At 42.9% G+C, this 21,094-nt stretch carries 16 protein-coding genes and 2 pseudogenes; 8 read left to right on the forward strand and 10 right to left on the reverse strand.

Annotated features, from left to right (window positions below):
* Positions 1–134: 134 nt before the first annotated feature.
* Positions 135–2,141, reverse strand: a complete 2,007-nt coding sequence (locus AC4CU3_RS15275; RefSeq protein WP_279043941.1) for an alpha/beta fold hydrolase — start codon at positions 2,139–2,141, stop codon at positions 135–137.
* Positions 2,142–2,292: 151 nt separating this feature from the next.
* Here AC4CU3_RS15275 and tnpA point away from each other — a divergent pair, with 151 nt between their 5' ends.
* From tnpA to AC4CU3_RS15300, 5 genes and pseudogenes are all read left to right on the forward strand, one after another.
* On the forward strand, positions 2,293–2,676 hold the full coding sequence (gene tnpA / locus AC4CU3_RS15280; protein WP_043974824.1) for an IS66-like element accessory protein TnpA: 384 nt from the start codon (positions 2,293–2,295) through the stop codon (positions 2,674–2,676).
* On the forward strand, positions 2,673–3,008 hold the full coding sequence (gene tnpB / locus AC4CU3_RS15285; RefSeq protein ID WP_004642106.1) for an IS66 family insertion sequence element accessory protein TnpB: 336 nt from the start codon (positions 2,673–2,675) through the stop codon (positions 3,006–3,008). Before tnpA ends, tnpB begins: the two co-directional genes overlap by 4 nt.
* Before the next feature lie 74 nt (positions 3,009–3,082).
* Positions 3,083–4,483 (forward strand): annotated as a pseudogene (gene tnpC / locus AC4CU3_RS15290) (IS66 family transposase); the annotation flags it as partial.
* A gap of 576 nt (positions 4,484–5,059) precedes the next feature.
* Positions 5,060–6,721, forward strand: coding sequence for a group II intron reverse transcriptase/maturase (gene ltrA, locus AC4CU3_RS15295; RefSeq protein WP_005167203.1), 1,662 nt, complete (start codon positions 5,060–5,062; stop codon positions 6,719–6,721).
* A 104-nt stretch (positions 6,722–6,825) separates the two neighbouring features.
* Positions 6,826–7,053: pseudogene (locus AC4CU3_RS15300) on the forward strand (transposase domain-containing protein); the annotation flags it as partial.
* Positions 7,054–7,159: 106 nt separating this feature from the next.
* On the opposite strand, the gene AC4CU3_RS15305 reads toward AC4CU3_RS15300, so the two are convergent.
* The 8 genes from AC4CU3_RS15305 to AC4CU3_RS15340 form a co-directional block, all read right to left on the reverse strand.
* Positions 7,160–8,062, reverse strand: a complete 903-nt coding sequence (locus tag AC4CU3_RS15305; RefSeq protein WP_078425893.1) for an ABUW_2363 family tetratricopeptide repeat lipoprotein — start codon at positions 8,060–8,062, stop codon at positions 7,160–7,162.
* Between the two features lie 123 nt (positions 8,063–8,185).
* Entirely contained in the window at positions 8,186–8,995 is an 810-nt protein-coding gene (cysE, locus tag AC4CU3_RS15310; RefSeq protein WP_004696365.1) for a serine O-acetyltransferase, read from the reverse strand.
* Positions 8,988–9,836 carry an RNA methyltransferase gene (locus AC4CU3_RS15315; RefSeq protein WP_279043940.1) on the reverse strand — a complete coding sequence of 283 codons (849 nt, stop codon included), beginning with the start codon at positions 9,834–9,836 and terminating at the stop codon, positions 8,988–8,990. The genes cysE and AC4CU3_RS15315 overlap by 8 nt, the downstream gene beginning before the upstream one ends.
* 33 nt (positions 9,837–9,869) lie before the next feature.
* Positions 9,870–13,439 (reverse strand): DNA polymerase III subunit alpha, encoded by a 3,570-nt coding sequence (dnaE, locus tag AC4CU3_RS15320; RefSeq protein WP_490738368.1) that lies wholly within the window; start codon positions 13,437–13,439, stop codon positions 9,870–9,872.
* Positions 13,440–13,623: 184 nt separating this feature from the next.
* Entirely contained in the window at positions 13,624–14,253 is a 630-nt protein-coding gene (locus tag AC4CU3_RS15325; protein ID WP_279043937.1) for a hypothetical protein, read from the reverse strand.
* A gap of 85 nt (positions 14,254–14,338) precedes the next feature.
* Positions 14,339–15,034 (reverse strand): methionine ABC transporter permease, encoded by a 696-nt coding sequence (locus tag AC4CU3_RS15330; RefSeq protein WP_004696373.1) that lies wholly within the window; start codon positions 15,032–15,034, stop codon positions 14,339–14,341.
* On the reverse strand, positions 15,031–16,056 hold the full coding sequence (locus AC4CU3_RS15335; RefSeq protein WP_078389205.1) for a methionine ABC transporter ATP-binding protein: 1,026 nt from the start codon (positions 16,054–16,056) through the stop codon (positions 15,031–15,033). The genes AC4CU3_RS15330 and AC4CU3_RS15335 overlap by 4 nt, the downstream gene beginning before the upstream one ends.
* Before the next feature lie 73 nt (positions 16,057–16,129).
* The gene (locus AC4CU3_RS15340) at positions 16,130–17,002 is read right to left on the reverse strand and encodes a MetQ/NlpA family ABC transporter substrate-binding protein (RefSeq protein WP_159152837.1); all 873 of its coding nucleotides are present in this window, start codon (positions 17,000–17,002) and stop codon (positions 16,130–16,132) included.
* Between the two features lie 489 nt (positions 17,003–17,491).
* Here AC4CU3_RS15340 and AC4CU3_RS15345 point away from each other — a divergent pair.
* Positions 17,492–18,582, forward strand: a protein-coding gene (locus AC4CU3_RS15345; RefSeq protein ID WP_490738371.1) for an IS4-like element ISAba1 family transposase whose coding sequence is annotated in 2 segments (ribosomal slippage) — positions 17,492–18,032 and positions 18,032–18,582 — 1,092 coding nt in all. Because the reading frame shifts where the segments join, the coding sequence is not laid out codon by codon here.
* 320 nt (positions 18,583–18,902) lie between these two features.
* Here AC4CU3_RS15345 and AC4CU3_RS15350 read toward each other — a convergent pair.
* On the reverse strand, positions 18,903–19,793 hold the full coding sequence (locus AC4CU3_RS15350) for a 3-hydroxyacyl-CoA dehydrogenase (RefSeq protein ID WP_279043054.1): 891 nt from the start codon (positions 19,791–19,793) through the stop codon (positions 18,903–18,905).
* Positions 19,794–19,996: 203 nt separating this feature from the next.
* Between AC4CU3_RS15350 and AC4CU3_RS15355 the strand changes: the two genes are divergently transcribed.
* Positions 19,997–20,632: an AraC family transcriptional regulator ligand-binding domain-containing protein gene (locus AC4CU3_RS15355; protein ID WP_236770704.1), complete on the forward strand. Its 636-nt coding sequence runs from the start codon at positions 19,997–19,999 to the stop codon at positions 20,630–20,632.
* Complete coding sequence (locus AC4CU3_RS15360) at positions 20,629–21,084, forward strand: helix-turn-helix domain-containing protein (protein WP_236770703.1); 456 nt, start codon at positions 20,629–20,631, stop codon at positions 21,082–21,084. The genes AC4CU3_RS15355 and AC4CU3_RS15360 overlap by 4 nt, the downstream gene beginning before the upstream one ends.
* Positions 21,085–21,094: the final 10 nt, after the last annotated feature.

Here is a 21,094-nt window from a genome sequence, read left to right on the forward strand (position 1 = left end):
AAAATTGAAAACGACTAAACAATAAATCATCTATAAAGCGAACAGTTGTTAAACATCCAAGTGATTATTGCTGTAGGCCTTAGGCGTAAAGCAAAAATAAAAAAGCCTAAACAGATGTTTAGGCTTTTTTATTTTTAAGGCTTATACAGACCGAGTTCAGTCAGGTGCAACCGCAGGATACGACGTAACTCCAGAACAGCTTCAGGCGTTTCTTGAATAGAATGTCCCCCTTTAATAATCTTCTCAGACAATGCACCATCTAGATGGGCACTCGTATAAGGCACGACATCGTCTGTAATGATATTGAGGTCATCACTTTTAGTTGCATTCCCCATGATGCTGTGGAATTTCATGCCCTTGTATGGAACGACGTTTTTAGTTAATCGAGTAAAGTTAGAGTTTTTGCTGAGATCACTTGGCCCATTTTGAATGAGTCCATTATCTACATCTTTAATGAAGGCTTGTAGGTCAGGGTCACTACTTTGTATAACATCGGACAGTGCTCCCAAAAACGCACCAGGTAGACGAATGACTTTACGTGCTGCAAGGGTAAACCAGCGGTCAGCAAACTCTGTCCCACGATGTGGGGCTGCTAAGAAAATGGCCCGACTGAAGTTTGGAATTGGTTGAATGTCGAGGCGTGATTTAAATAGAGGGTCATTTTTAAATTGTTGCGCACGTCGATTGGGTAGCAGTTTCATTGCCGCAGGGGTTAAGTCAGCATCGCTCACCAAAAGCCGCGCAATAATACCGCCCATACTATGACCCACTAGCACGGCATCCTTTTTGGCAGGCGCTTTGCTATCGACCAAATTAAAACTTTGTTGAATGATTGCATAGATTTGGAAACGACTTTCCAAAATTGGCATATTGGTCGAGTAGAACACTTGCCAGACTTGATAGTGTTCACGTAGCACGGGATCGCCCATGACATCATTCGTCAAACGAATCCATGCCTCTGGACTACTGGCTAGTCCGTGAACGAGCACCACCACTTTTTTATTTGGGTTGTACGGCTCAAGCATGTATAGGTGCGGCATGGTGAGGCGTGCATCACGATCAATCAGTGATAAATACGCGGCTTTACCTAAATTGTTCTGTGCTAACCATAAGCCATAAGGTGCAGAAAAGTTTGCAGCGAGTGGGTAGCTTTTGCCTGCAATTTTCGCAGATTCAAACTTGTAGGGATCATAAGCTGAGATTTCAAACTCAGGGTTGTTTAAGATTTCATCGATATTGGATGCAGAGCGTGGCTGTGCGGTAATAGTCGCTGCTAAATAACGGGCATTGTGAATGTTAGGATTACGACCATTGGTGTACTGATAATGCAGTGGATCGACAATATATTTGGCTTTTTCTGGTGAGGTGTCATTGTGCTCGGGTGGGAGGACAATCAGAAACTCTGAACCAAAACCATCGCGACGTGTGATAGAGCGTAGGCCTGAAAAGTTCATATTGTAAGTTGACATCAGTTGTTCAACTTGACGGTTTTTTAAAAGTGGGTAGTTGTCATAATTTATGCGGTAAATACTTTGCCCCACTTTTATTTGATTGCCGACTTCAGATGGCCCATGGCGTAAGCGATAACTATTTACAAGCTTAGCGATAGCTTGGTTATAAAAGTCACGGAGTTGGACTTGACGGTTATCAAAAATACGGTCTTGCGGGCCACGTTTGGTGTTAAACATGTAGGCATAACTATAGCGAATGCTTTTATCCAGCATGCCAAGTTGTTGATCTAGGCAGTTTTGGTAGTTTTGTTTTTGTAGCGCCTGTTTTTCTTCAGAGTGTGTCTTGGCTAAAATACTTACTTTACAGGCTGATGATTTTTCTAAGGAAAGTGCTTTAGCGAGATAGAGTTCGCTGGCAGTAGAGAGGAGCTGTTCATCTTGAATTTGTGGAATTTGTTTGAGTTCACTGACGCATTCTTCAGGTTGCTCTGAACAGATTTTGGCTTCTCGACCCGTCATAGACAGCACGTTTAGACTCGCTTCACTGAGCTTATCCCGCGTTAAAATACTCTCACGCTCATTGGTAATCGTGACGTTCAGTGATTGATTTTTCACACTGACCACTTGGCAACCACTCAAGAGCGAAAATAGAGTGGTTACCATCAAGGTGCTACGGATGTATTTAGGCATAAAAAGCGTCGACTACCGTTTATTCTTTTGAATTTTTTAAATCATACGATAATTCTCGGATTTATGTAAGCGTCCGCTGAACACACCTTATGAATTCGTCCTATAAGCCTTAATTTAGTCCTCACTTAAAAACAAGTGGGAACTTAAATTTATGACTACAAATAACCAGACATCCATCGCATCTCTTACGATAAAACGAAGAACATATAGTGCTGAATTTAAACAGCAGATCGTTCAGGCGTGTAAAGCATCGGAGGTTTCAATTGCTTCGGTCGCTTTGCAACATGGATTGAATACAAATCTTGTATCCAAATGGATTCGCTTAATTGATGCTAAGCCAGGGAATGATCGCTCACTACTACCGAATAAACCTGCATTTATTGCCTTATCTTGCTCCGCACCATTAGATCCTATCCCTACTGGCATGTTAACGGTTCAAATTACTTTACCCCACTCAAAAGCAGAAATTGGCTTGAAATGGCAAGTATCAGAAATATCTGCTTTAGCAGAATTACTCAAGGCACTTACAACATGATCCGTATCGATGAAATCTGGTTGTCTACTCAGCCCATGGACATGCGTGCAGGTATGGATACGGCCATGGCTCAGGTGGTGAGAGCCTTTGGCTACATCAAACCGCATTGTGCTTACCTGTTCTGTAATAAACGTGGCCATCGCATGAAAGTGCTGGTACATGATGGACTGGGGATCTGGCTGTGTGCTCGGCGGTTGGAACAGGGAAAATTTCACTGGGCTAAAGTTCACCAGGGTGAAAGCGTAGCCCTCAGCCCAGAACAGTTACAGGCACTGATCCAGGGTTTGCCTTGGCAGCGCATTGGACGACAGCAAGTGGTCACAATGCTCTAAACTAGCTTGGTCCAAGTTGCTATTCTCCAAACGTTCTATTTCATTCTTCTCATGACCTCAGGCATACTGCGGTCATGAATACACTGCCTGATTTAAGCCAACTGACCCATGAACAACTGCTGGAATTTACTAGACAGTTGGCAATGCAACATCAGTCTCTGGCACAATCAAACCAGCAATTAGATGCCAAAGTTCAGCATCTTGAAGTATCCAATCTGCAATTAGATGCTCAAGTTCAACATCTTTCCATTCTCACGCAAAAATACGAGCATGAGCTCGCACTATTTAAACAGCACAAATTTGGCAGTAAAAACGAACATCTCACCGCAAAACAAATCCATCTGTGGGATGAAGCGGTCGAAGAAGATATTGCCGCTGTTGATCTGGAACTGGAACGGCTGAATGCAGATAAAACTGATGCAGCGACACACAAAGCCACAGTCAACAAACCTAAACGTCGACTGCTGCCCGATCATCTACACACCATCCGTATCGAGCATGAACCAACATCAACCCAATGTGCTTGTGGCTGCACCTTGCGTCGTATCGGCGAAGATATCAGTGAAAAACTGCATTTCAGACCGGCACAGTTCTATAAGGAACAGCATGTGCGTGGCAAATGGGTCTGTGATCAGTGTGACACCCTGACTCAGCAAGCGATGCCCGCCTATGTGATTGATAAAGGCATTGCTTCACCTGAACTGCTCAGCCATGTGCTGGTATCGAAGTATGCCGATCATTTGCCGCTGTACCGTCAGCGCCTGATCTATCAGCGGGCGGGCATTGATCTGTCCAGATCCACGTTATCTGACTGGATTGGTCGCTGCGGTGTGGAACTGGAACCTCTGGCCAATGCCTTAAAACAGGTGGTGCTGCAACAGCGGGTGATCCATGCCGATGAAACGCCGGTCACCATTATGCGGATGGGTGATAATGAGAAAAAACCAAAGAAAGGTTATGTCTGGGCCTATGCCACCACACAGTACAATCCAGTTCAAGCGGTGATCTATGACTTTCAGGATAGCCGTTCAGGTCAGCATGCAGAAGAGTTCCTGAATGGCTGGCAGGGCCATCTGGTCTGTGATGATTACAGTGGTTATAAAGCACGCTTTAAATCAGGCCAGGTCATTGAGGTGGGCTGCATGGCACATGCACGTCGTAAATTTCATGAACTGCATGTGACCGGGAAAAGTCAGATCGCTGAACAGGCATTAGTGCTGATTCAGAAACTGTATGCCATAGAAGCAGAACTCAGGAGAAAGACCGATGGTACAGCAGAACAGCGCCGCGAATACCGACAACAGCATAGTCAACCGGTGATGCAACAACTGTATGAATGGCTCAACCAGCATCAACTGACGGTGCCATCGAGTTCTCCAACCGCCAAGGCCATCAATTACACTCTGAAGCGTTGGCCAGCTTTAAGCCGCTATCTGGATGATGGCAATCTACCGATTTGCAATAATTGGGTGGAAGTGCGACACGAAGTCGCTTAATGAAGTTGTTCCCCCCTGCGGGAACCACCCGTGTCACCGGGTGAATCTAGAAGGCTGAATAAAGAGCGCCTTCGACAATGTAACGAGGCACCGCAAGGTGCGGGGTATCAATCGTGAGAGGCGTACCCTTCTGGCAGCCATAGCCGGACAAGGGCTAGATAATCGGTATGGTGAACACATGTGAATCTGCGTAACGATCGTTAAGTTGAACGAGCGGAAATGGCTGATACGCTCGAACCAAAACGGTAATGGAGGTGGGAATTGCGTCTTTCGACTACGCATTCGTGACCCATACGCCTCCCGGTCGATAGCAGGCACCTAAGCCGATGTACTTCAGTAAGCGGAACGTGGAAATCCCGTATTACTCCCATTGGGAAAGCAGTTTGCAAAAACTGCCCATGGTGATGCGGGCGAAGGAACGAGGAAAAAGCGAATGCCAGTCTGTAATGGGTTGGATAGAGGTTGAAACATTACCCCACGCGAAAGCGGGCTGACGTCCTTATGGTCTCTCATCACAAGAGAGTGTGTAGAACCCTTTTAATGGAGGGAGAGCAAATGAATGCAGCAGTATCAGCGTGTGCACCTTCCAGCACATCGTGGGACAGCATCGATTGGATTGCTGTACAGCGTCATGTCAGAGGGCTGCAAGCGCGTATTGTGAAGGCGGTACAAGACGGCAGGCATAACAAGGCGAAAGCTTTGCAATGGCTGCTGACTCACTCGTTTAGTGGCAAAGCATTGGCCGTCAAACGAGTGTCTGAAAACAAAGGCAAAAACACGGCTGGGGTCGACAAGGTGACTTGGAATACACCCAAGGCCAAGACCGGTGCGATGATGTCGTTGAAGAGGCGAGGTTACACGCCCCTTCCGCTTCGGAGAGTCCTTATTCCGAAGAAAAATGGCAAGATGAGACCTCTCGGGATACCCACGATGAAATGCCGGGCCATGCAGGCGCTCCATCTGCTGGCTTTGGAACCCATCGCGGAGACCATCGCTGATCGGAACTCTTATGGGTTCAGACCGCAACGCTCAACCGCGGATGCTGCAGCACAGTGCTTTGGTGTGCTGTCAAGAAAAGTAAGTGCGGAGTGGGTGCTAGAGGGTGACATTCAAGGCTGTTTCGACAATATCAGCCATGACTGGATGATCGCCAACCTCCCAATGGACAAGGTGATTCTACGGAAATGGCTCAAAGCCGGTTACGTCTACCAAAGCAAGCTGTTTCCCAGTCTTTCCGGAACACCGCAAGGAGGTATTATCTCCCCGGTGCTGGCCAACATGACCTTGGACGGACTGGAAACGATGCTGGCGAAGAGGTTCTCTAACGCCAAATGGACAGGCAAAAAGCTGCAACTGGTACGGTATGCGGATGATTTCATCATCACGGGGTATTCTAAAGAGTGGCTCGAAAATGAAGTTCGTCCTGCCGTGGTTGAATTTCTGGCGCAGCGCGGTCTCGTGCTCTCTCAGGAAAAGACCAAAATCACGCACATAGGGAACGGGTTCGATTTTCTTGGCTGGAACGTACGTAAGTACAACGGCAAGCTACTGATCAAGCCGTCAAAGGCAAACATCAGCGCTCATCTTGACAAGCTGCGAGCATTAATCAATGCAAACAAAGCGACACGACAGGCCACTTTGATCGGTTTGCTCAACCCGATTCTAAGGGGTTGGGCCAACTATCATAGTCATGTCGTTGCCAAGAAGGTTTTCAACCAGGTAGACAACGCAGTGTGGGAAATGCTCTGGCGATGGGCTGTACGTCGCCACCCTCGCAAGACACTCCGATGGGTCAAAGATCGGTATTTCAAAGTACAAGGAGCGCGTCGATGGGTGTTCTCATGTGATGAACAGTCCGCCGATGGTCGGAAGCGACAATACACATTAGTGTCTGCCTCGGACACGCCAATTGTGCGACATATCAAGATCAAGGCTGCTGCTAACCCTCATGACCCCGCATGGGATGAGTACTTCGAATCCCGATGGGGTAAAAGAATGCTGGTCTCCGCAAAGGGGCGAGCCAAGCTGTATCGGGTGTGGCTAAAACAAGGTGGTCGCTGCTGCGCCTGTCTTAAACCAGTCACCAAAGATACACCATGGCACAGCCGTCATATTGTGAAGCTAAGTCATGGTGGAACGGATGCAGTTGCTAATCTTGAGATTTACCATCTGTATTGTCCGAGGAGTGTTCAGTTTGCCAATGTCAACGATGTATAACCGGGTGCCGAATGGCGCCTTAGCAGAGGCTTGAGCCGTGTGCTGGGAAACTCGCATGCACGGTTCTTAGGGGGTTGGACGTAGGTAACTGCGTCTGACTACCCGACAACCAGGTGCGGCCTTGGGCGTTGGGACGTAAGAACTGGTTATTTGCAGGTTCGCTGCGTAGTGGTCAGCGAGCGGCAAACATCATGACTTTAATCCAGTCAGCAAAGCTGAATGGGCTGGATCCGTATGCCTATTTAAGTGATGTGCTGAAAAGATTGCCGACCCATAAAGTGACCCAAATAGAAGAATTGCTACCACACCGCTGGAAATCCAACTCAAATTAAAAAATAGACATGGGGTTCAGCGGACGCTTACGGATTTATCAATTCGCCTAAAATAAAAATAGACCGAAAATTCGGTCTATTTTTAGGTACATCAGAAGTGATGGAATTATTTTGCAGTATTTAGAACTTGCCAAACATTCCAACGACCTTGTTTTTCAATTTCATTAATCAAGCGATCCGCAACTTCGGCTTCTTGTGGATATTTCAGCTTGTAGTTTTTCAAGGTTTGCACCGCATTTTTCTTTTGTTCCATCGCGATGTAGTTATTTGCGGTCGCTAAATAGGCTTCTTGAACACCAGATTTCATTGCTTTATCGAGGTATGGCATTGCTTCGCGTTGACCACCACCTTCAGACAAAGCAAAACCGAACCAGAAGTTTGCTTCAGGGTCTTCTTGGTTAATTTTTAAAATACGCTGTGCATAAGCCAAAGATTTGGTGGTATAGACTGAACCAAGGTCTAAATTACGTGCCATAACGCTGGCTTTGAACGCACGAACCAGCACATCAAATGAAGCATTGTCTTTCGATGCTAACGTATCAAGCTGTTGTGTCACTTCTTTTAGTTTTAACTCAAAACCTTTACGTTCTTGGCGTTCCGTAAAGCGCGGTGGGTAGTGACGGGCTTTGCCTTCAACCAACTGTAAGAAGTCATCAATTTCAGTAATGTCGACTTCATTGTCGCCTGCCAGTACGGCAAACTTCAACTGACGGTCTTTGCTGTTTACGGTTGGAATAATCAGTTTATTGGTATCTAAAACCAGTTTTTTAGATGGATCGTCAGAGCGAGTCACTTCCATTTTAGTTACGGGTTGAGCCGCTGCTTTTTTTAAGTTAATTTCAAATGGGGGTGGCGCATCATAATTAAATGGATTGAGTGCATAAAATGGTGCAGTTAATTCAGGCTCTGTAAAAACGATGGTATCGCTATTGTTTTTCGTTGGGTTTGAGCTACACGCTGTTAAAAACGAGACAGCAAGAACAGCAACCGCTAAGGGTTTAAGCATCATAAGGTTCATCCATTCATTATTTTAAGAAGTGGTATAAAAGGCATGTTCGTCAGTCTAAAAAAACTCTGATGAACATGCAAGGTTTGCTATAGGCAGGTTTTCAAAAACTAACACTTTTCATGTTTAGTCATTGGATGGCAGGCTTTGAGCTTCACATTCGCGGCGTACATCTTCCAAAATTTTCAATTCTTCAGCACTAAAGGGTTGTTCATTTTGTTGTTGCTTTTTAAAAGTTGGATCAAGTAAAGACAAACGTTGGCAAAGGGTATTCATCCGTTTTTCATTCAACTGAATGCGGTCAAGTAGAACACGCATACCTTCAAGAATTGGATCAGACTGGTCTTGCGTTGCAGCATAAGGTTGGAAACCAATACTTTCTGCATAATCGCGACGACGTGTTTCTGCTTCATCTTTCGGTTTATCTTTAGAAATAAAGCGTGCAGGGTTGCCAACTGCGGTGGTGTCGGCTGGTACAGCTTTGGTGACGACTGCATTTGAGCCGACTTTAGCATTTTTACCGACAGTAAAAGGGCCTAAAATTTTAGCACCAGCACCCACCACCACGCCATCTTCTAAGGTCGGGTGACGTTTGCCTTTATTCCATGTAGTTCCACCTAAAGTGACACCATGATATAGGGTCACATCGTCGCCAATTTCAGCGGTTTCACCAATCACGACGCCCATGCCATGGTCAATAAAAAAACGACGACCAATTTTAGCACCTGGGTGAATTTCAATACCTGTTGCAAAACGGCTAAAAGAAGACAATAAACGTGCTGAGCCTTTACATTCTTTTTTCCATAACTCATGCGCCATACGGTGCATGATCAAGGCATGAATGCCTGGATATGTGGTTAGAACTTCTAAAGTGTTTCGTGCCGCAGGATCGCGCGCGAATACAGCTTGTATATCTTCTTTGAGCTGTTTAAGCATTAGATTGATCCTCTGTTTGATCCGTATTTGACTTTTTCCATGTGCCATTGTTTAAGGCTTGTACACGACTAAAAATACCACGAAGTAAATGATATTCCATACGATCTAATTGTATACGTCCAAAAAGACGACGCAAGCGTAAAGGCAGTAATCGTGGATTTTTGGGGTCTAAAAATTCAATCTCGGCCAACATTTTTTCAATGTGCGGGTAGAACTGTTCCATTTGCTCATGGGTGACCAAAGGCTCATCCCATTGCATAGACTCAGTATCTGTGACAGGCATGGTTGCAGCTTCATCTTCACCGCTTTTCACAGCAGCCAGTGTGGCCATACGCATTTCATAACAAATCACTTGAATGGCTTGAGCCACATTTAGTACACCATAGTCTGTATTTACAGGAATGGTGACATGATAGTTAGCCATGGCCAGTTCTTCATTGGTCAGTCCGCGGTCTTCACGGCCAAATACAACAGCAACCTCTTGCTGATCATTCACCACTGCTGAAATTGATTTTTCAGCCGCGGGACGTGCGTCTAGCAAAGGCCAAGGAATGGTACGACTACGCGCACTGGTACCAAACACTAAATGGCAGTCTTTGATGGCATCGGCAAGAGTTTCAACGATTTCAATCTGCTCAATTAAATCAGTTGCACCCGCAGCTAAAGCATCGATATCCGGATGCGGATAGGTTTTTGGCGCAACCAACACCAGCTTTGAGAGTCCCATTGTTTTCATGGCGCGCAGTGCGCTACCAATGTTCGCAGGGAGTGTGGTATTGACCATGACAATACGCACATGGGAGAGATGCGCTGAAACAGCGGCATTGTCAAATTGGCTCATGATTTTTCCAATGAATCTTTAAAATTTAAATAATTAAGAGAACTGACCGACTTCAGCTTGATATAAGTCCATGGCATCATCCATGCTCATATCCGCAGGTGGAGGTGGTACATCTATCGGTTTGGCTTCTTCATAGCTCACCGCTTTGGCTGCTTTGGATTTGACTTGATATTCCACATGAAGATTTTCTTTACCAAAATAGTCTCGGAGTTTGGAAAGTAGTTCATCCAGTGGCGCCAATTTCCAATTGATCCCTAAGTGCAATTCAGCCGTGGCATACGGGTAGTCCAACAGCAATTGCAGCGGGATGTGATTACACATATCGACATTACAAAAGGGTGCAAGAATATTTTTTAAGTCTTGGCTCAGTGTTTTTGTACTATGTGTTGGGTCGAGACGAATTTGAATACAGTTGGCGCGTTTTTGACGAATTTCATTTAGGGTAAATACTTTGGTTAAGCGACCCATTGGACGGTCAAAACCTTCACGCTCGTAAATTTCACCTTCAATTACCACCACTTTTTCATTTTGAATGATGTCTTTGAAACGCATAAAGCGTTCATGATTCGCAGAGACTTCAATCCGTGAGGTACCATCATCTAAGGTCACCATCATTCGGTTCGGGAAGTTAGCTACATCGACCACGAGACCTGCAAAAACCGTAGTGACACCACGACGGGTTGGGGTAAGTTCATTAATTTTATTCGGAATAAACGCTTTCAACTCAGTGCGATAGACATCGATCGGGTGACCGGTTAAATACAACCCTAGAGTGTCTTTTTCACCTTTGAGACGGACTTCATCTGACCAAGGTTTAACAGGTTTGGCGGGTTTACGTTGTACTTCTTCAACCTCACCAAACAAGTCCATGATACCTGTTTCACGGTTTGAGCGAGCTTGATCTGCCGCTTGTACCGCTTCAGGTAGCTGCGCCATTAGGCTTGAGCGCTCAATGCCGAGGCAGTCTAAAGCACCTGAGCGAATCAATGCTTCTAAAGTCCGTTTATTGATTTTTTTCAGATCAATACGATGGCAGAAATCAAACAAATCACGATAAGGCCCATCTTGAATACGCGAGTCAATGACCGACTGCATCGCCGCTTCACCGACACCTTTAATTGCACCGAGTCCATAAACGATCGTTTTGTCGTCCGAAGCATGGAATTGATAGATAGACATATTGACCGAAGGCGGCAATACCTCTATATCATTGTGGCGACAGTCATCAATCAAGAACACCACGTTATCGGTGTTTTGCATTTCCGATGACATCACCGCTGCTAAGAATTCAGCTGGATAATGCGCTTTGAGCCATGCCGTTTGATAGGCCACTAAGGCATAAGCTGCGGCATGTGATTTGTTAAAACCATAACCTGCGAACTTTTCCATATAGTCAAAGATATGGTTGGCAGTGGCTTCATCAATCTCTTTTTTCGCTGCTCCTTCCGTGAAAATTTGGCGCTGTTTGACCATTTCTTCGGGCTTTTTCTTACCCATCGCACGACGAAGTAAGTCCGCGCCACCCAAGCTATAGCCCGCACAATACTGTGCTGCCTGCATGACCTGTTCTTGGTAAACCATAATACCGTAAGTCGGCTCAAGTACACCTTCAAGTAGGGGGTGAAGATACTCAAACTCGCCACCATGCATACGGTGGATAAAGTCTGGAATCAGGTCCATCGGACCCGGACGGTAAAGAGATACGAAGGCGATAATTTCTTCAAATTTACTTGGACGTGCTTCCTTGAGCATTTTTTTCATGCCCACGGATTCAAACTGGAAGACCGCTGTGGTGTTGGCATTGGCAAAGATGAGGTATGCATCTTTGTCATCAAGCGGAATGAACGCAATGTCTAAAGGCACATCTAGCTGAATGCGCTTATTGATATTCTTCACGGCATCTTCAATGACCGTTAAGTTACGTAGACCCAAGAAGTCGAACTTCACCAGACCTGCAGATTCAACATCGTCTTTATCGTATTGCGCAACACGGCCTGTACCATCTGCATCACACAGCACGGCAGAAAAGTCGGTAATTTTAGTCGGGGAAATGACCACGCCACCTGCGTGCTTACCTGTGTTACGGGTAATGCCTTCGAGTTTTAATGCCATTTCCCAAATTTCAGCGGCATCGTCATTGTCTGGGTTAGATGGGTTGGTGACAATGTCTTTAAGTTGTGGCTCTGCTTCAATCGACTCTTCAAGGCTTAAACCTAAAGGTTTGGTCGGAATCATTTTTGAGATTCGGTCTGCCAAACCATAGGATTTACCCAAGACACGTGCCACGTCACGAATGGCACCTTTGGCTGCCATGGTACCGAAAGTGGCAATTTGTGATACTGCATCGCGTCCGTACGTACGCGCCACATAGTCAATCACACGATCACGACCAGCAATACAGAAATCGACGTCGAAATCGGGCATTGAAACACGTTCTGGGTTTAAGAAGCGTTCAAAGAGTAGTCCGTATGGGAGAGGATCGAGATCCGTAATTTTTAAGCTGTAGGCAACAAGTGAACCTGCACCTGAACCACGGCCTGGACCAACCGGAACGCCATTACCTTTAGACCATTGGATGAAGTCCATGACAATCAAGAAGTAACCTGGGAAACCCATTTTAAGAATGGTCCCGATTTCATACTCTAAACGATCATCATATTCTTTACGTTTTTCAGGCCAGTATTCATCACGCGTTTCAGGTGGATATAAAAAGTCTAAACGCTCTTCTAAACCTTCTTTGGATAAATGTGCAAAGTAGGTGTCGATGGTATGGCCTTCAGGAATAGGGTAGTCAGGCAGGAAGTATTTACCTAATTGCAGGGTAACGTTACAACGTTTAGCAATCTGATAAGTATTTTCAATTGCAGAGGGAATGTCTGCAAATAATTCCGCCATTTGTTGGCCAGATTTAAAATATTGCTCTGGAGAGTAATTTTTTGGTCGGCGGTTATCCCCTAATACATAACCATCGGCAATACAGACTCGGGCTTCGTGTGCTTCAAAGTCGATTTCTTTCATGAAGTGCACATCGTTGTGCGCAACTACACCAATATTGTACTTTTTAGCCAGTTTTAAGGCTTCATAGTTGAAGTCATCTTCACCTGAGCGTTCTGTTCGACATAGAGCCAAATAAACCCGATTGCCAAATTTTGCAATCCATTCTTCGAGTAAAGGTTCGGCTTTTTGCGGATTCGATGTACAGAGCATTTTGCCGACATCAGATCGCATGCCAAGTAGTGCAATCAGGTCATGGTTTTGTTCTAAAATCCAGTCTTTTGCAACGCAAGGAATATCAAGCTGTTGACCTCGGATAAAACCTTCTGAAACCAGTTCGGTTAGATTACGCCAGCCAACATTGCTCATCGCCAATAATGTCACGCGATGTTCAGCATCGTTCAAGCGAACTTCTGAACCCATAATCGGTTTGATACCATTATCTAAGCATTTACCATAAAATTTTACAGCAGCGTGTAAGTTAGATAAGTCAGTAATGGCAAGGGCTGGCATACCTTCTGCCTTAGCAGCTTTGACTAAATCAGGTATACGTACAATTGATTCTGTGATTGAAAATTCTGTATGAATACCAAGATGTACAAAGTGCATAATTGAGTCCCTGCAAAAACCGCTGAATAGTTTAACATGCTCTGCCTTCATTCTGAGTGCGATTCAAATGAATTGGCAAAATTTAATAGGCCACAGTGTTTGGACTGTTTATTTTATTGTCAGTAAGTTCTAAACGACTTAGAAAAGGCAATGTCAGTCGCATTGTTTCTTGGCATAAAAGCCTTTAGCAGGCCACTGCTTGCTGAATGGCAAAGCTGCTTAACCGTCCATTTTTAAAACCAAAGTTTAGATAAGCCGTGTAGGGTGGGGCAAAGTTTTGTGGTTCTTTTAGAAAGGTTTTGATTTCATTGGGCTGCAAGAGCAAAACTTGGGCTTCACCTGATGCTACCATGCCTTGTGCACTGTATTTAAAGTCTTGTTTAAACTGCTGCAAAGTATAATTCGGTGTGATCTGAATATTTTGCACGCGTATATTTTCGCTCATCACTTGAGTGCTTTTCCACTCAAGCCAAACACGGCCTTTGGTTTGACTGAGTTGTTTTAAATTCGTTTTGTTTTTATAGAATTTTTCAGTCTGACTCTTGGGATTATCTTCGTTAAAAATCTCAAATTTTAGGGTTTTGGGTTGGGCACTTGTAATACTGTATTCATAGTTGCCTGTACATTCGGCATATTGTTTGCTGATTTTTCCATTCGGAGGAGCGAGTAATTGACTGACTTGATGTGCTGTCACAGGTGCATTGAGTTCAACCTGATTCACTTTCACACTGGTGACGTAGTTATAGGGATTTGAAGCTGCATGGCCGAGCATCGGCAAAAGACTTAGACTGATCAATAGAGTTGTTATTTTCATCGTTATAGCTTTTAAAAATTTTGTTTGCCGCATTATATAAAATTTAGACCTAAAAAAAGCTCCCAATATTGAGAGCTTAATTTTGTTAGCGTAGTTTAGACAGCCAATCGCCAACCGATTGTACAATTTGCACCATGATCAACAGCACAATCACTGTGAGTATCACGACACTGGTGTCAAAACGTTGATAACCATAAGATATAGCAAGGTCACCAATACCGCCTGCACCCACTGCACCGGCCATCGCTGTGGCACCAATTAAGCTAATGGTGGCTGTGGTTAAGTTTAAAATCAGTGAACTGCGTGCTTCAGGTAAAATAAACTTAAAGATGATTTGTAGCGGAGTTGCACCCATGGCTTGTGCAGATTCGATAATCCCCTCATTCACTTCAAGTAATGAAGTTTCCACCAAACGACCAATGTATGGTCCAACATAAATGGTGAGCGGAACAATCGCAGCCCACGTGCCAATCGATGTGCCGACGATGAGTTTGGTCAAAGGTAAAACCGCAATCAGCAAAATAATAAAGGGCAGAGAGCGTAGAGCATTCACAATCGGGTTCAGGCTATGATAAATTGCTTTGTTGGGCAAAATACCATCAGGACGTGTGACCAATAAAATGATGGCCTGAATAAAGCCCCAAATACAGCCAAATAGCATTGCAAAAAACACCATATGAAATGTTTCTTGCAAAGCAGTAATAAACTGGTCAATTGATAAAGAGCTTTTCCAAAAAGGCGCTGTGATTTGAGTTAACCACTGGACAATTAAATCTCTCATGCCAGCTCTCCTGATTGTTCAACAGCCACACCATGTTGTTTTAAAAACTCAACCGCTTCAGCAATCAGGCTTTCATCGCCCAAGAGCTGAACAAACATTTGCCCAATCACATTGCCATCAATTTCAATCATGTTGGCAAACAGGATATTGAGACTAATATCAAACTGTTTAATTAAGTTTTGGATTACGGTTTCGTGTGCAGAGTTACCAAGAAATTGTAAGCGGTAAATACTATGATGATGCTTATGTTCGAGGTTATTCAGAAGCTTAATCGGTAGCTGTTGATGCAAAATCGTTTGAATAAAATTCTGTGTCGTTGCATGTTGTGGGCGACTAAACAAGTCCACCGTTTTCCCCGTTTCAACCACTTTGCCGAGTTCCATTACGGCCACATGTGAGCAGATGCTTTGGATCACATCCATTTCATGTGTCACCATGACGATGGTAATGCCTTGCTCTTGATTGATTTTTTTGAGCAAGTCCAATACCGACTTGGTGGTTTGTGGGTCTAGTGCAGAAGTCGCTTCGTCACAAAGTAATATTTTAGGATGGTTGGCAAGCGCACGTGCAATGCCGACACGTTGTTTTTGACCACCCGAGAGCTCATCTGGATAAGCTTCTTTTTTGTGTTTGAGATCAATAAACTCAAGTAGCTCATTCAAACGCTTTTCACGTTCAGCTTTGCTATAACCTAAAAGTTTCATGGGCATTTCAATATTGGCTGCAACGGTTTTGGTTTGCAGTAAGTTGAAATGCTGGAAAATCATGCCAATATTTGCACGTTCTTGACGTAATGCTTTTGCATCTAATGCAGTAAAGTCTTTCTGATTGATAATTACTTGGCCTTCGGTTGGGCGTTCAAGTAAATTGATCAAACGAATGAGGGTACTTTTACCTGCACCACTATAGCCAATAACGCCAAAAATACTGCCTTCTGGAATGTCCAAATTGATTTGGTCCAGTGCAGGAATGGTTTGGCCCTTCAACTGATAGTGCTTTGAAATGTTTTTAAATTGAATCATATCGTCAAAAACTACACAAAAATGAAAAAACAGGCAAAGAGACTTTGCCTGTTTCGTTGATTTGATTATATTACTATTTAGCTTGAGTAAGGTAGCTTACTGGCTTGTTCACATCAATTTTTGTGCCGCCAAAATGTTCTTGAACATATTTGCCTACTGCAGCGACATGGTAAAGCTCACCGACTTTTTTCAGTACAGGGTCATTTTGACGCGCTTCAGCCACCGCAAGTACGTTCACATTCATTTTTGTGGTTTGATCGATTGGCTCATAGTAAATCGCATCTTTCAATACGTTCAGACCACCTTCCATTGCAAGGGTATTACCCAAAACAATGGCATCAACTTCGTCTTTCACACGTACAGCCGTTGCCATTTGAATAGGCTTGATGACGAGAGCTTTGTTGTTTTCAACGATGTCTTTCGAAGTGCCTTTCACGAAGTCAAAGTCATTTTTTAACTTCACTAGACCCGCAGATTGTAATAATAACAATGCACGTGATTCGTTCGCACCATCATTTGGAATCGCAATCGTTGCACCATTTTTAAATTCAGCCAGTGTTTTTACTTTGCTTGAATAGATGCCCATTGGCTCTAGGTAGGTCGTTGAAAGAGGGGCAATCTTCGCTGTGTTCGCTTCGTTATAGGCCACAAGGTAAGCATAAGATTGGAATGCGTTGACATCGACTTCATTGTTTGCAACAGCGGTGTTCATTGCGACATAGTCAGTGAAGTTTTTAATATCTAACTTTAAGCCCGCTGCTTTAGTCTCTGGCAAAGTTGCAATGTGGCGCCAAATATCAGCATCAGAGCCAGTCGATGCGATGGTTACTGTTTGCTCAGCTGCTGCAGTATCTGTTTTAGCCGCATCTGTTGCAGGTGCTTCAGGTTTGCTACAACCGGTTAAAGCAACAGATAAACCCAGCGCAATTCCTAGAATTTTTTTCATTTTTTCTTCCCGATTAAGCATCCAAACGAGGCTTAACTTAGCTGAACAATAGAGAGATCAATTGATTTTAAATCAGGCATTCCTGATTTGATGCATATGACTGTAATGTGAGTTTTGCCAGCGTGCAATTCGATATCAGTCGAATATGTGCTTTCGCTTTGAAAAAGATTAACTTTTTCAACTCACTAGAAACATCTCTGCTCAATCGTTAAATTTTGCACATCATATCAACAAAGTAATATTCGATATAGAGCATAAAAGTTCAATACTTATCTTATTTAAAGATTAGTAATTTGCATTTTGTTTGTAATTCTACAATGAAAACAATATATTATTTTTAATTAATCTATTTAAAAATAAGAATTTGCATAAATTTTGTGCTTTATAAGATTTTATCTAAACTAAATACAAAAAATAGCTCTGTACACGACAAAAATAGATAACTCATTGAAATAATGTCACAATAATTGTTTTCTAACGACGAATACTATGATACATCTCAATGAGTTATATCTTATCTTAAACAAATCTCTAAAATGGAACAAGTCACATTTAAAGTGCTTTGCGCTCATCATGCTTGTGATTATTTTAAAGCAAACATGTAATCTTTCTTCTGCATCTAAAGCCTTGCCCATCAAGTGCTTACCACAATCATTTTATCGACGTATGCAGCGCTTCTTTGCAGGTCAGTATTTTGATTATCGTCAAATTTCTCGGTTGATTTTCAATATGTTTTCATTCGACCAAGTGCAACTGACTTTAGATAGAACCAATTGGAAATGGGGAAAACGAAATATTAATATCCTGATGCTCGCAATCGTTTATCGTGGAATAGCGATACCTATCCTTTGGACATTGCTTAATAAACGTGGAAATTCAGATACGAAAGAGCGTATTGCTTTGATTCAACGCTTTATAGCCATTTTTGGTAAAGACCGTATTGTGAATGTGTTCGCAGACAGAGAGTTTATCGGTGAGCAGTGGTTTACATGGTTAATTGAACAAGACATCAACTTCTGCATTCGTGTTAAAAAAACTTCATTGTCACCAATCATTTAGGGAAGAATCATAAAATTAGTGATTTATTTCGCCATCTTCAACTTGGTCAAATTGAATGTCGTAAACGACGGATTTTGGTTGGTCGGGTGAAACTATATATGAGTGCACTACAGTTAGAAAATGGAGAGCTTTTACTCGTCGTTTCTCCTCAGTTTAATGCCAATGCTATTCAGGATTATGCATTACGCTGGGAAATTGAAACCTTATTCAGTTGTCTCAAAGGACGAGGATTCAATCTTGAAAATACGCGCTTGACAGACGCTAGACGAGTGAAAAAATTGATTGCGGTGTTAGCTATAAGCTTCTGTTGGTGTTACTTAACGGGTGAATGGCAACATGATCAAAAAAAAGCGATAAAAATAAAGAAGCATGGACGACTCTCAATGAGTTTATTTCGCTATGGTTTAGACTATGTTCAAATGGCGATTCAGCGTTTAATTGGTTTTGGGAAAAAAGAAGAGTTTAAGGAAATTTTGGCAATTTTAAGAAGGCAGAACCCTGATAGGATAAGGGTTCTGTGAAATTTGTCGTGTACAGAGAAAAAATAGATATAACGAGTATAAAGTGCAAATCCTAATGTATGCAGAGTAGTCGTAGTATGCTCTCGAAACAATGGCATAGGTTTAATGTATTCAGGGTGTGAGAAAATAGCTGTTATAAGGCATGTTCTACTTTTTTATTATTGAAAGCAACTTAAAGAGTCTTAGTTATTTTTTTGATGCTTGTGAGAACAAACTAAAGCAATCACTAAAAAAGAGTGATGCTTTAGTTTGAGCTGTATGCGAAGAAGTTGAAATATCAAAAAAACAACTAGAGCTTAGGTTGATATTTCAATACTTAATCATTTTAAAAAGGTTGCTGATTCATATGCAGGATTTGGGTAGCTATAGAAACCTTGTCCTGTTGGAAGACCTAACTTATTTTGACTGATGAATTCATTTTCAAGTCGTTCCATAATACGTGCCATCATTGGGCTTGCTGCTGCATTGACTTTAGCAACGTTGTAAACAGTTGTGATACCGATAATATCTAAAATTGCGAATGGTCCTTTTGGTGAACCAAATGACTTCATCCAAGTTTTATCGATGGTATGAGGGTCAGATACTTCGTTTATCCAAAGCTCTAATGCTGAAACACAGTAAGGTAGTAACATTGAATTTAAGATAAGACCAGGTTGCTCTTTATAAACAGGTAAAGCCACCATGCCAATTGCTTTGGCAAATTGCACTAAATCTTCAAATACTTGTTTGTCAGTGGTGTCATGTCCCATGATTTCAGCCATGTTGTTGACCCAAATTAAATTGGCAAAATGTAGGGCTAGGAATTTCTCTGGGCGACCAGTCAAGTCACGGAACTGACTTGGCAATAATGTTGAGGTATTGGTTGCAAAAATGGTTTTTGCTGGCGCAACTTGACTTAATTTTTCATAAAAATCAGTTTTGATACTGACATCTTCAGGAACGGCTTCAATGACTAAATCTGCATCTTGCACGGCTTCTGCAAGGTTTGAATAGTAACTGAGATTGTTAAATGTATTGTCGAGTTGTTCTTGGGTCGCATTAATATCGCGTTTATAGCATTCGCTTAATTCAAAGAACTTAGCTTTGGCTTTAGCAAGTACTTCGTCATTAATGTCATATACCGACACTTTAAAACCATGAAAAGCGGTTTGAAACGCAATTTGATAACCGAGTACACCACTGCCAGCAACAGTTACATTCTTAAAATTCATTCTATATTCCTTGTTTTATCCTTGATGAAAAATGTAGTGTTCATATCCATGTGCTACATTTATTCGCGCCAGCGTTTTATGTGTTTGAAGCGCAAAATTGATGAACAAATAAATTGCTCATAGGGCTATTCTGCCGTGGCTTTTTTATGCTAACTTGACGTAATGAGTCAATTTTTTGACGTATTGAGACAGGGATTGTGGAAGTGAATCAGGAAGATTCACTCGCAGTTGAGTACCCGAGAAATATTCATGAGGATATGGTGCATAGTTCAGGGCTACGTGGCTATCTAGAGGTAATGCAACACTTGGGCATCGACCCAATGCCGTTGTTGGCCAAGCATGGAATTCAACTTGCACAATTACAAGATGACAATGCATGGATTTCACATACAGCACTAATCCAACTTCTAGAAGAAAGTGCGCAACAGGCCAACTGTGCCGATTTAGGTTTGCGGATTTCTCAGTATCAAGATATTGGCATTTTGGGTGTACTTGGGCTGATCTTACAAAGTGCATCGACACTTCATGAAGTGATTAAATACAGTTCAGATTTACTGTTTTTACATGGTTCTGCACTACGTTTATATATCAATGATCGTGTTAGCACAGATGCATTTGAACACAGCTTGGATATTGTAGAACTTATTTTTGATATTCAGCTCCATGACGCTACGCATATTTTGAGGAAACGACAAACCATGGATCTGGGGCTTGCTGTGTGTCATCGGGTTCTACGTTATTTGAGTGGTGAGCGCTATCAGCCGCTCCGAGTTGCACTACCGCACAGTCCAATTGCGCCCTTAAATGTGTATAAACGGTTTTTCATGCCGAAGTCATGATTGATCAACAGCATGCAGCTTTGTATTTCCACAGAGATATGTTGAATATTACTTTAGATAGTATTGATCATGGCTTACGTGAAATTGTCGATAGTTATCTGGAGAGGAGTTTTCGGAGTCATCAAGGTTCATTTAGCGATCGGGTTCGACATGCGATACGCATTCATTTATCGGGCCCAAAGGCCAATAAAACAGATATTGCAAATATGCTTGCGATGCATCCTCGAAGCTTACAACGTAAATTAGATGAAGAAGGGACCAGCTTTGAACAGATCCGAGATAAACTCAGACAACAGTTGTTGTTGCAATATTTAGCAGACTCAAAAGCATCGATGAGCCAAATCGCTTCTGTACTGGGATTTTCCGAGCAGTCCGCATTAAGCCGTGCCTGTAAAAATTGGTTTGGTATAACACCCAGACAGCTAAAAAAGCTTCGCAGCGGTTTGCAATAAAAAAACCCGC

The sequence above is a fragment of the Acinetobacter sp. 802_lipA genome (assembly GCF_058242885.1).

Coding starts and splice junctions, on each gene's coding strand:
- AC4CU3_RS15325 (WP_279043937.1), bottom strand. CDS start 14,253: ATGAAAATAACAACTCTATTGATCAGTCTAAGTCTTTTGCCGATGCTC.
- AC4CU3_RS15360 (WP_236770703.1), top strand. CDS start 20,629: ATGATTGATCAACAGCATGCAGCTTTGTATTTCCACAGAGATATGTTG.
- AC4CU3_RS15350 (WP_279043054.1), bottom strand. CDS start 19,793: ATGAATTTTAAGAATGTAACTGTTGCTGGCAGTGGTGTACTCGGTTAT.
- ltrA (WP_005167203.1), top strand. CDS start 5,060: ATGAATGCAGCAGTATCAGCGTGTGCACCTTCCAGCACATCGTGGGAC.
- AC4CU3_RS15315 (WP_279043940.1), bottom strand. CDS start 9,836: ATGAGCCAATTTGACAATGCCGCTGTTTCAGCGCATCTCTCCCATGTG.
- AC4CU3_RS15305 (WP_078425893.1), bottom strand. CDS start 8,062: ATGATGCTTAAACCCTTAGCGGTTGCTGTTCTTGCTGTCTCGTTTTTA.
- AC4CU3_RS15335 (WP_078389205.1), bottom strand. CDS start 16,056: ATGATTCAATTTAAAAACATTTCAAAGCACTATCAGTTGAAGGGCCAA.
- dnaE (WP_490738368.1), bottom strand. CDS start 13,439: ATGCACTTTGTACATCTTGGTATTCATACAGAATTTTCAATCACAGAA.
- AC4CU3_RS15340 (WP_159152837.1), bottom strand. CDS start 17,002: ATGAAAAAAATTCTAGGAATTGCGCTGGGTTTATCTGTTGCTTTAACC.
- AC4CU3_RS15330 (WP_004696373.1), bottom strand. CDS start 15,034: ATGAGAGATTTAATTGTCCAGTGGTTAACTCAAATCACAGCGCCTTTT.
- cysE (WP_004696365.1), bottom strand. CDS start 8,995: ATGCTTAAACAGCTCAAAGAAGATATACAAGCTGTATTCGCGCGCGAT.
- AC4CU3_RS15275 (WP_279043941.1), bottom strand. CDS start 2,141: ATGCCTAAATACATCCGTAGCACCTTGATGGTAACCACTCTATTTTCG.
- tnpA (WP_043974824.1), top strand. CDS start 2,293: ATGACTACAAATAACCAGACATCCATCGCATCTCTTACGATAAAACGA.
- tnpB (WP_004642106.1), top strand. CDS start 2,673: ATGATCCGTATCGATGAAATCTGGTTGTCTACTCAGCCCATGGACATG.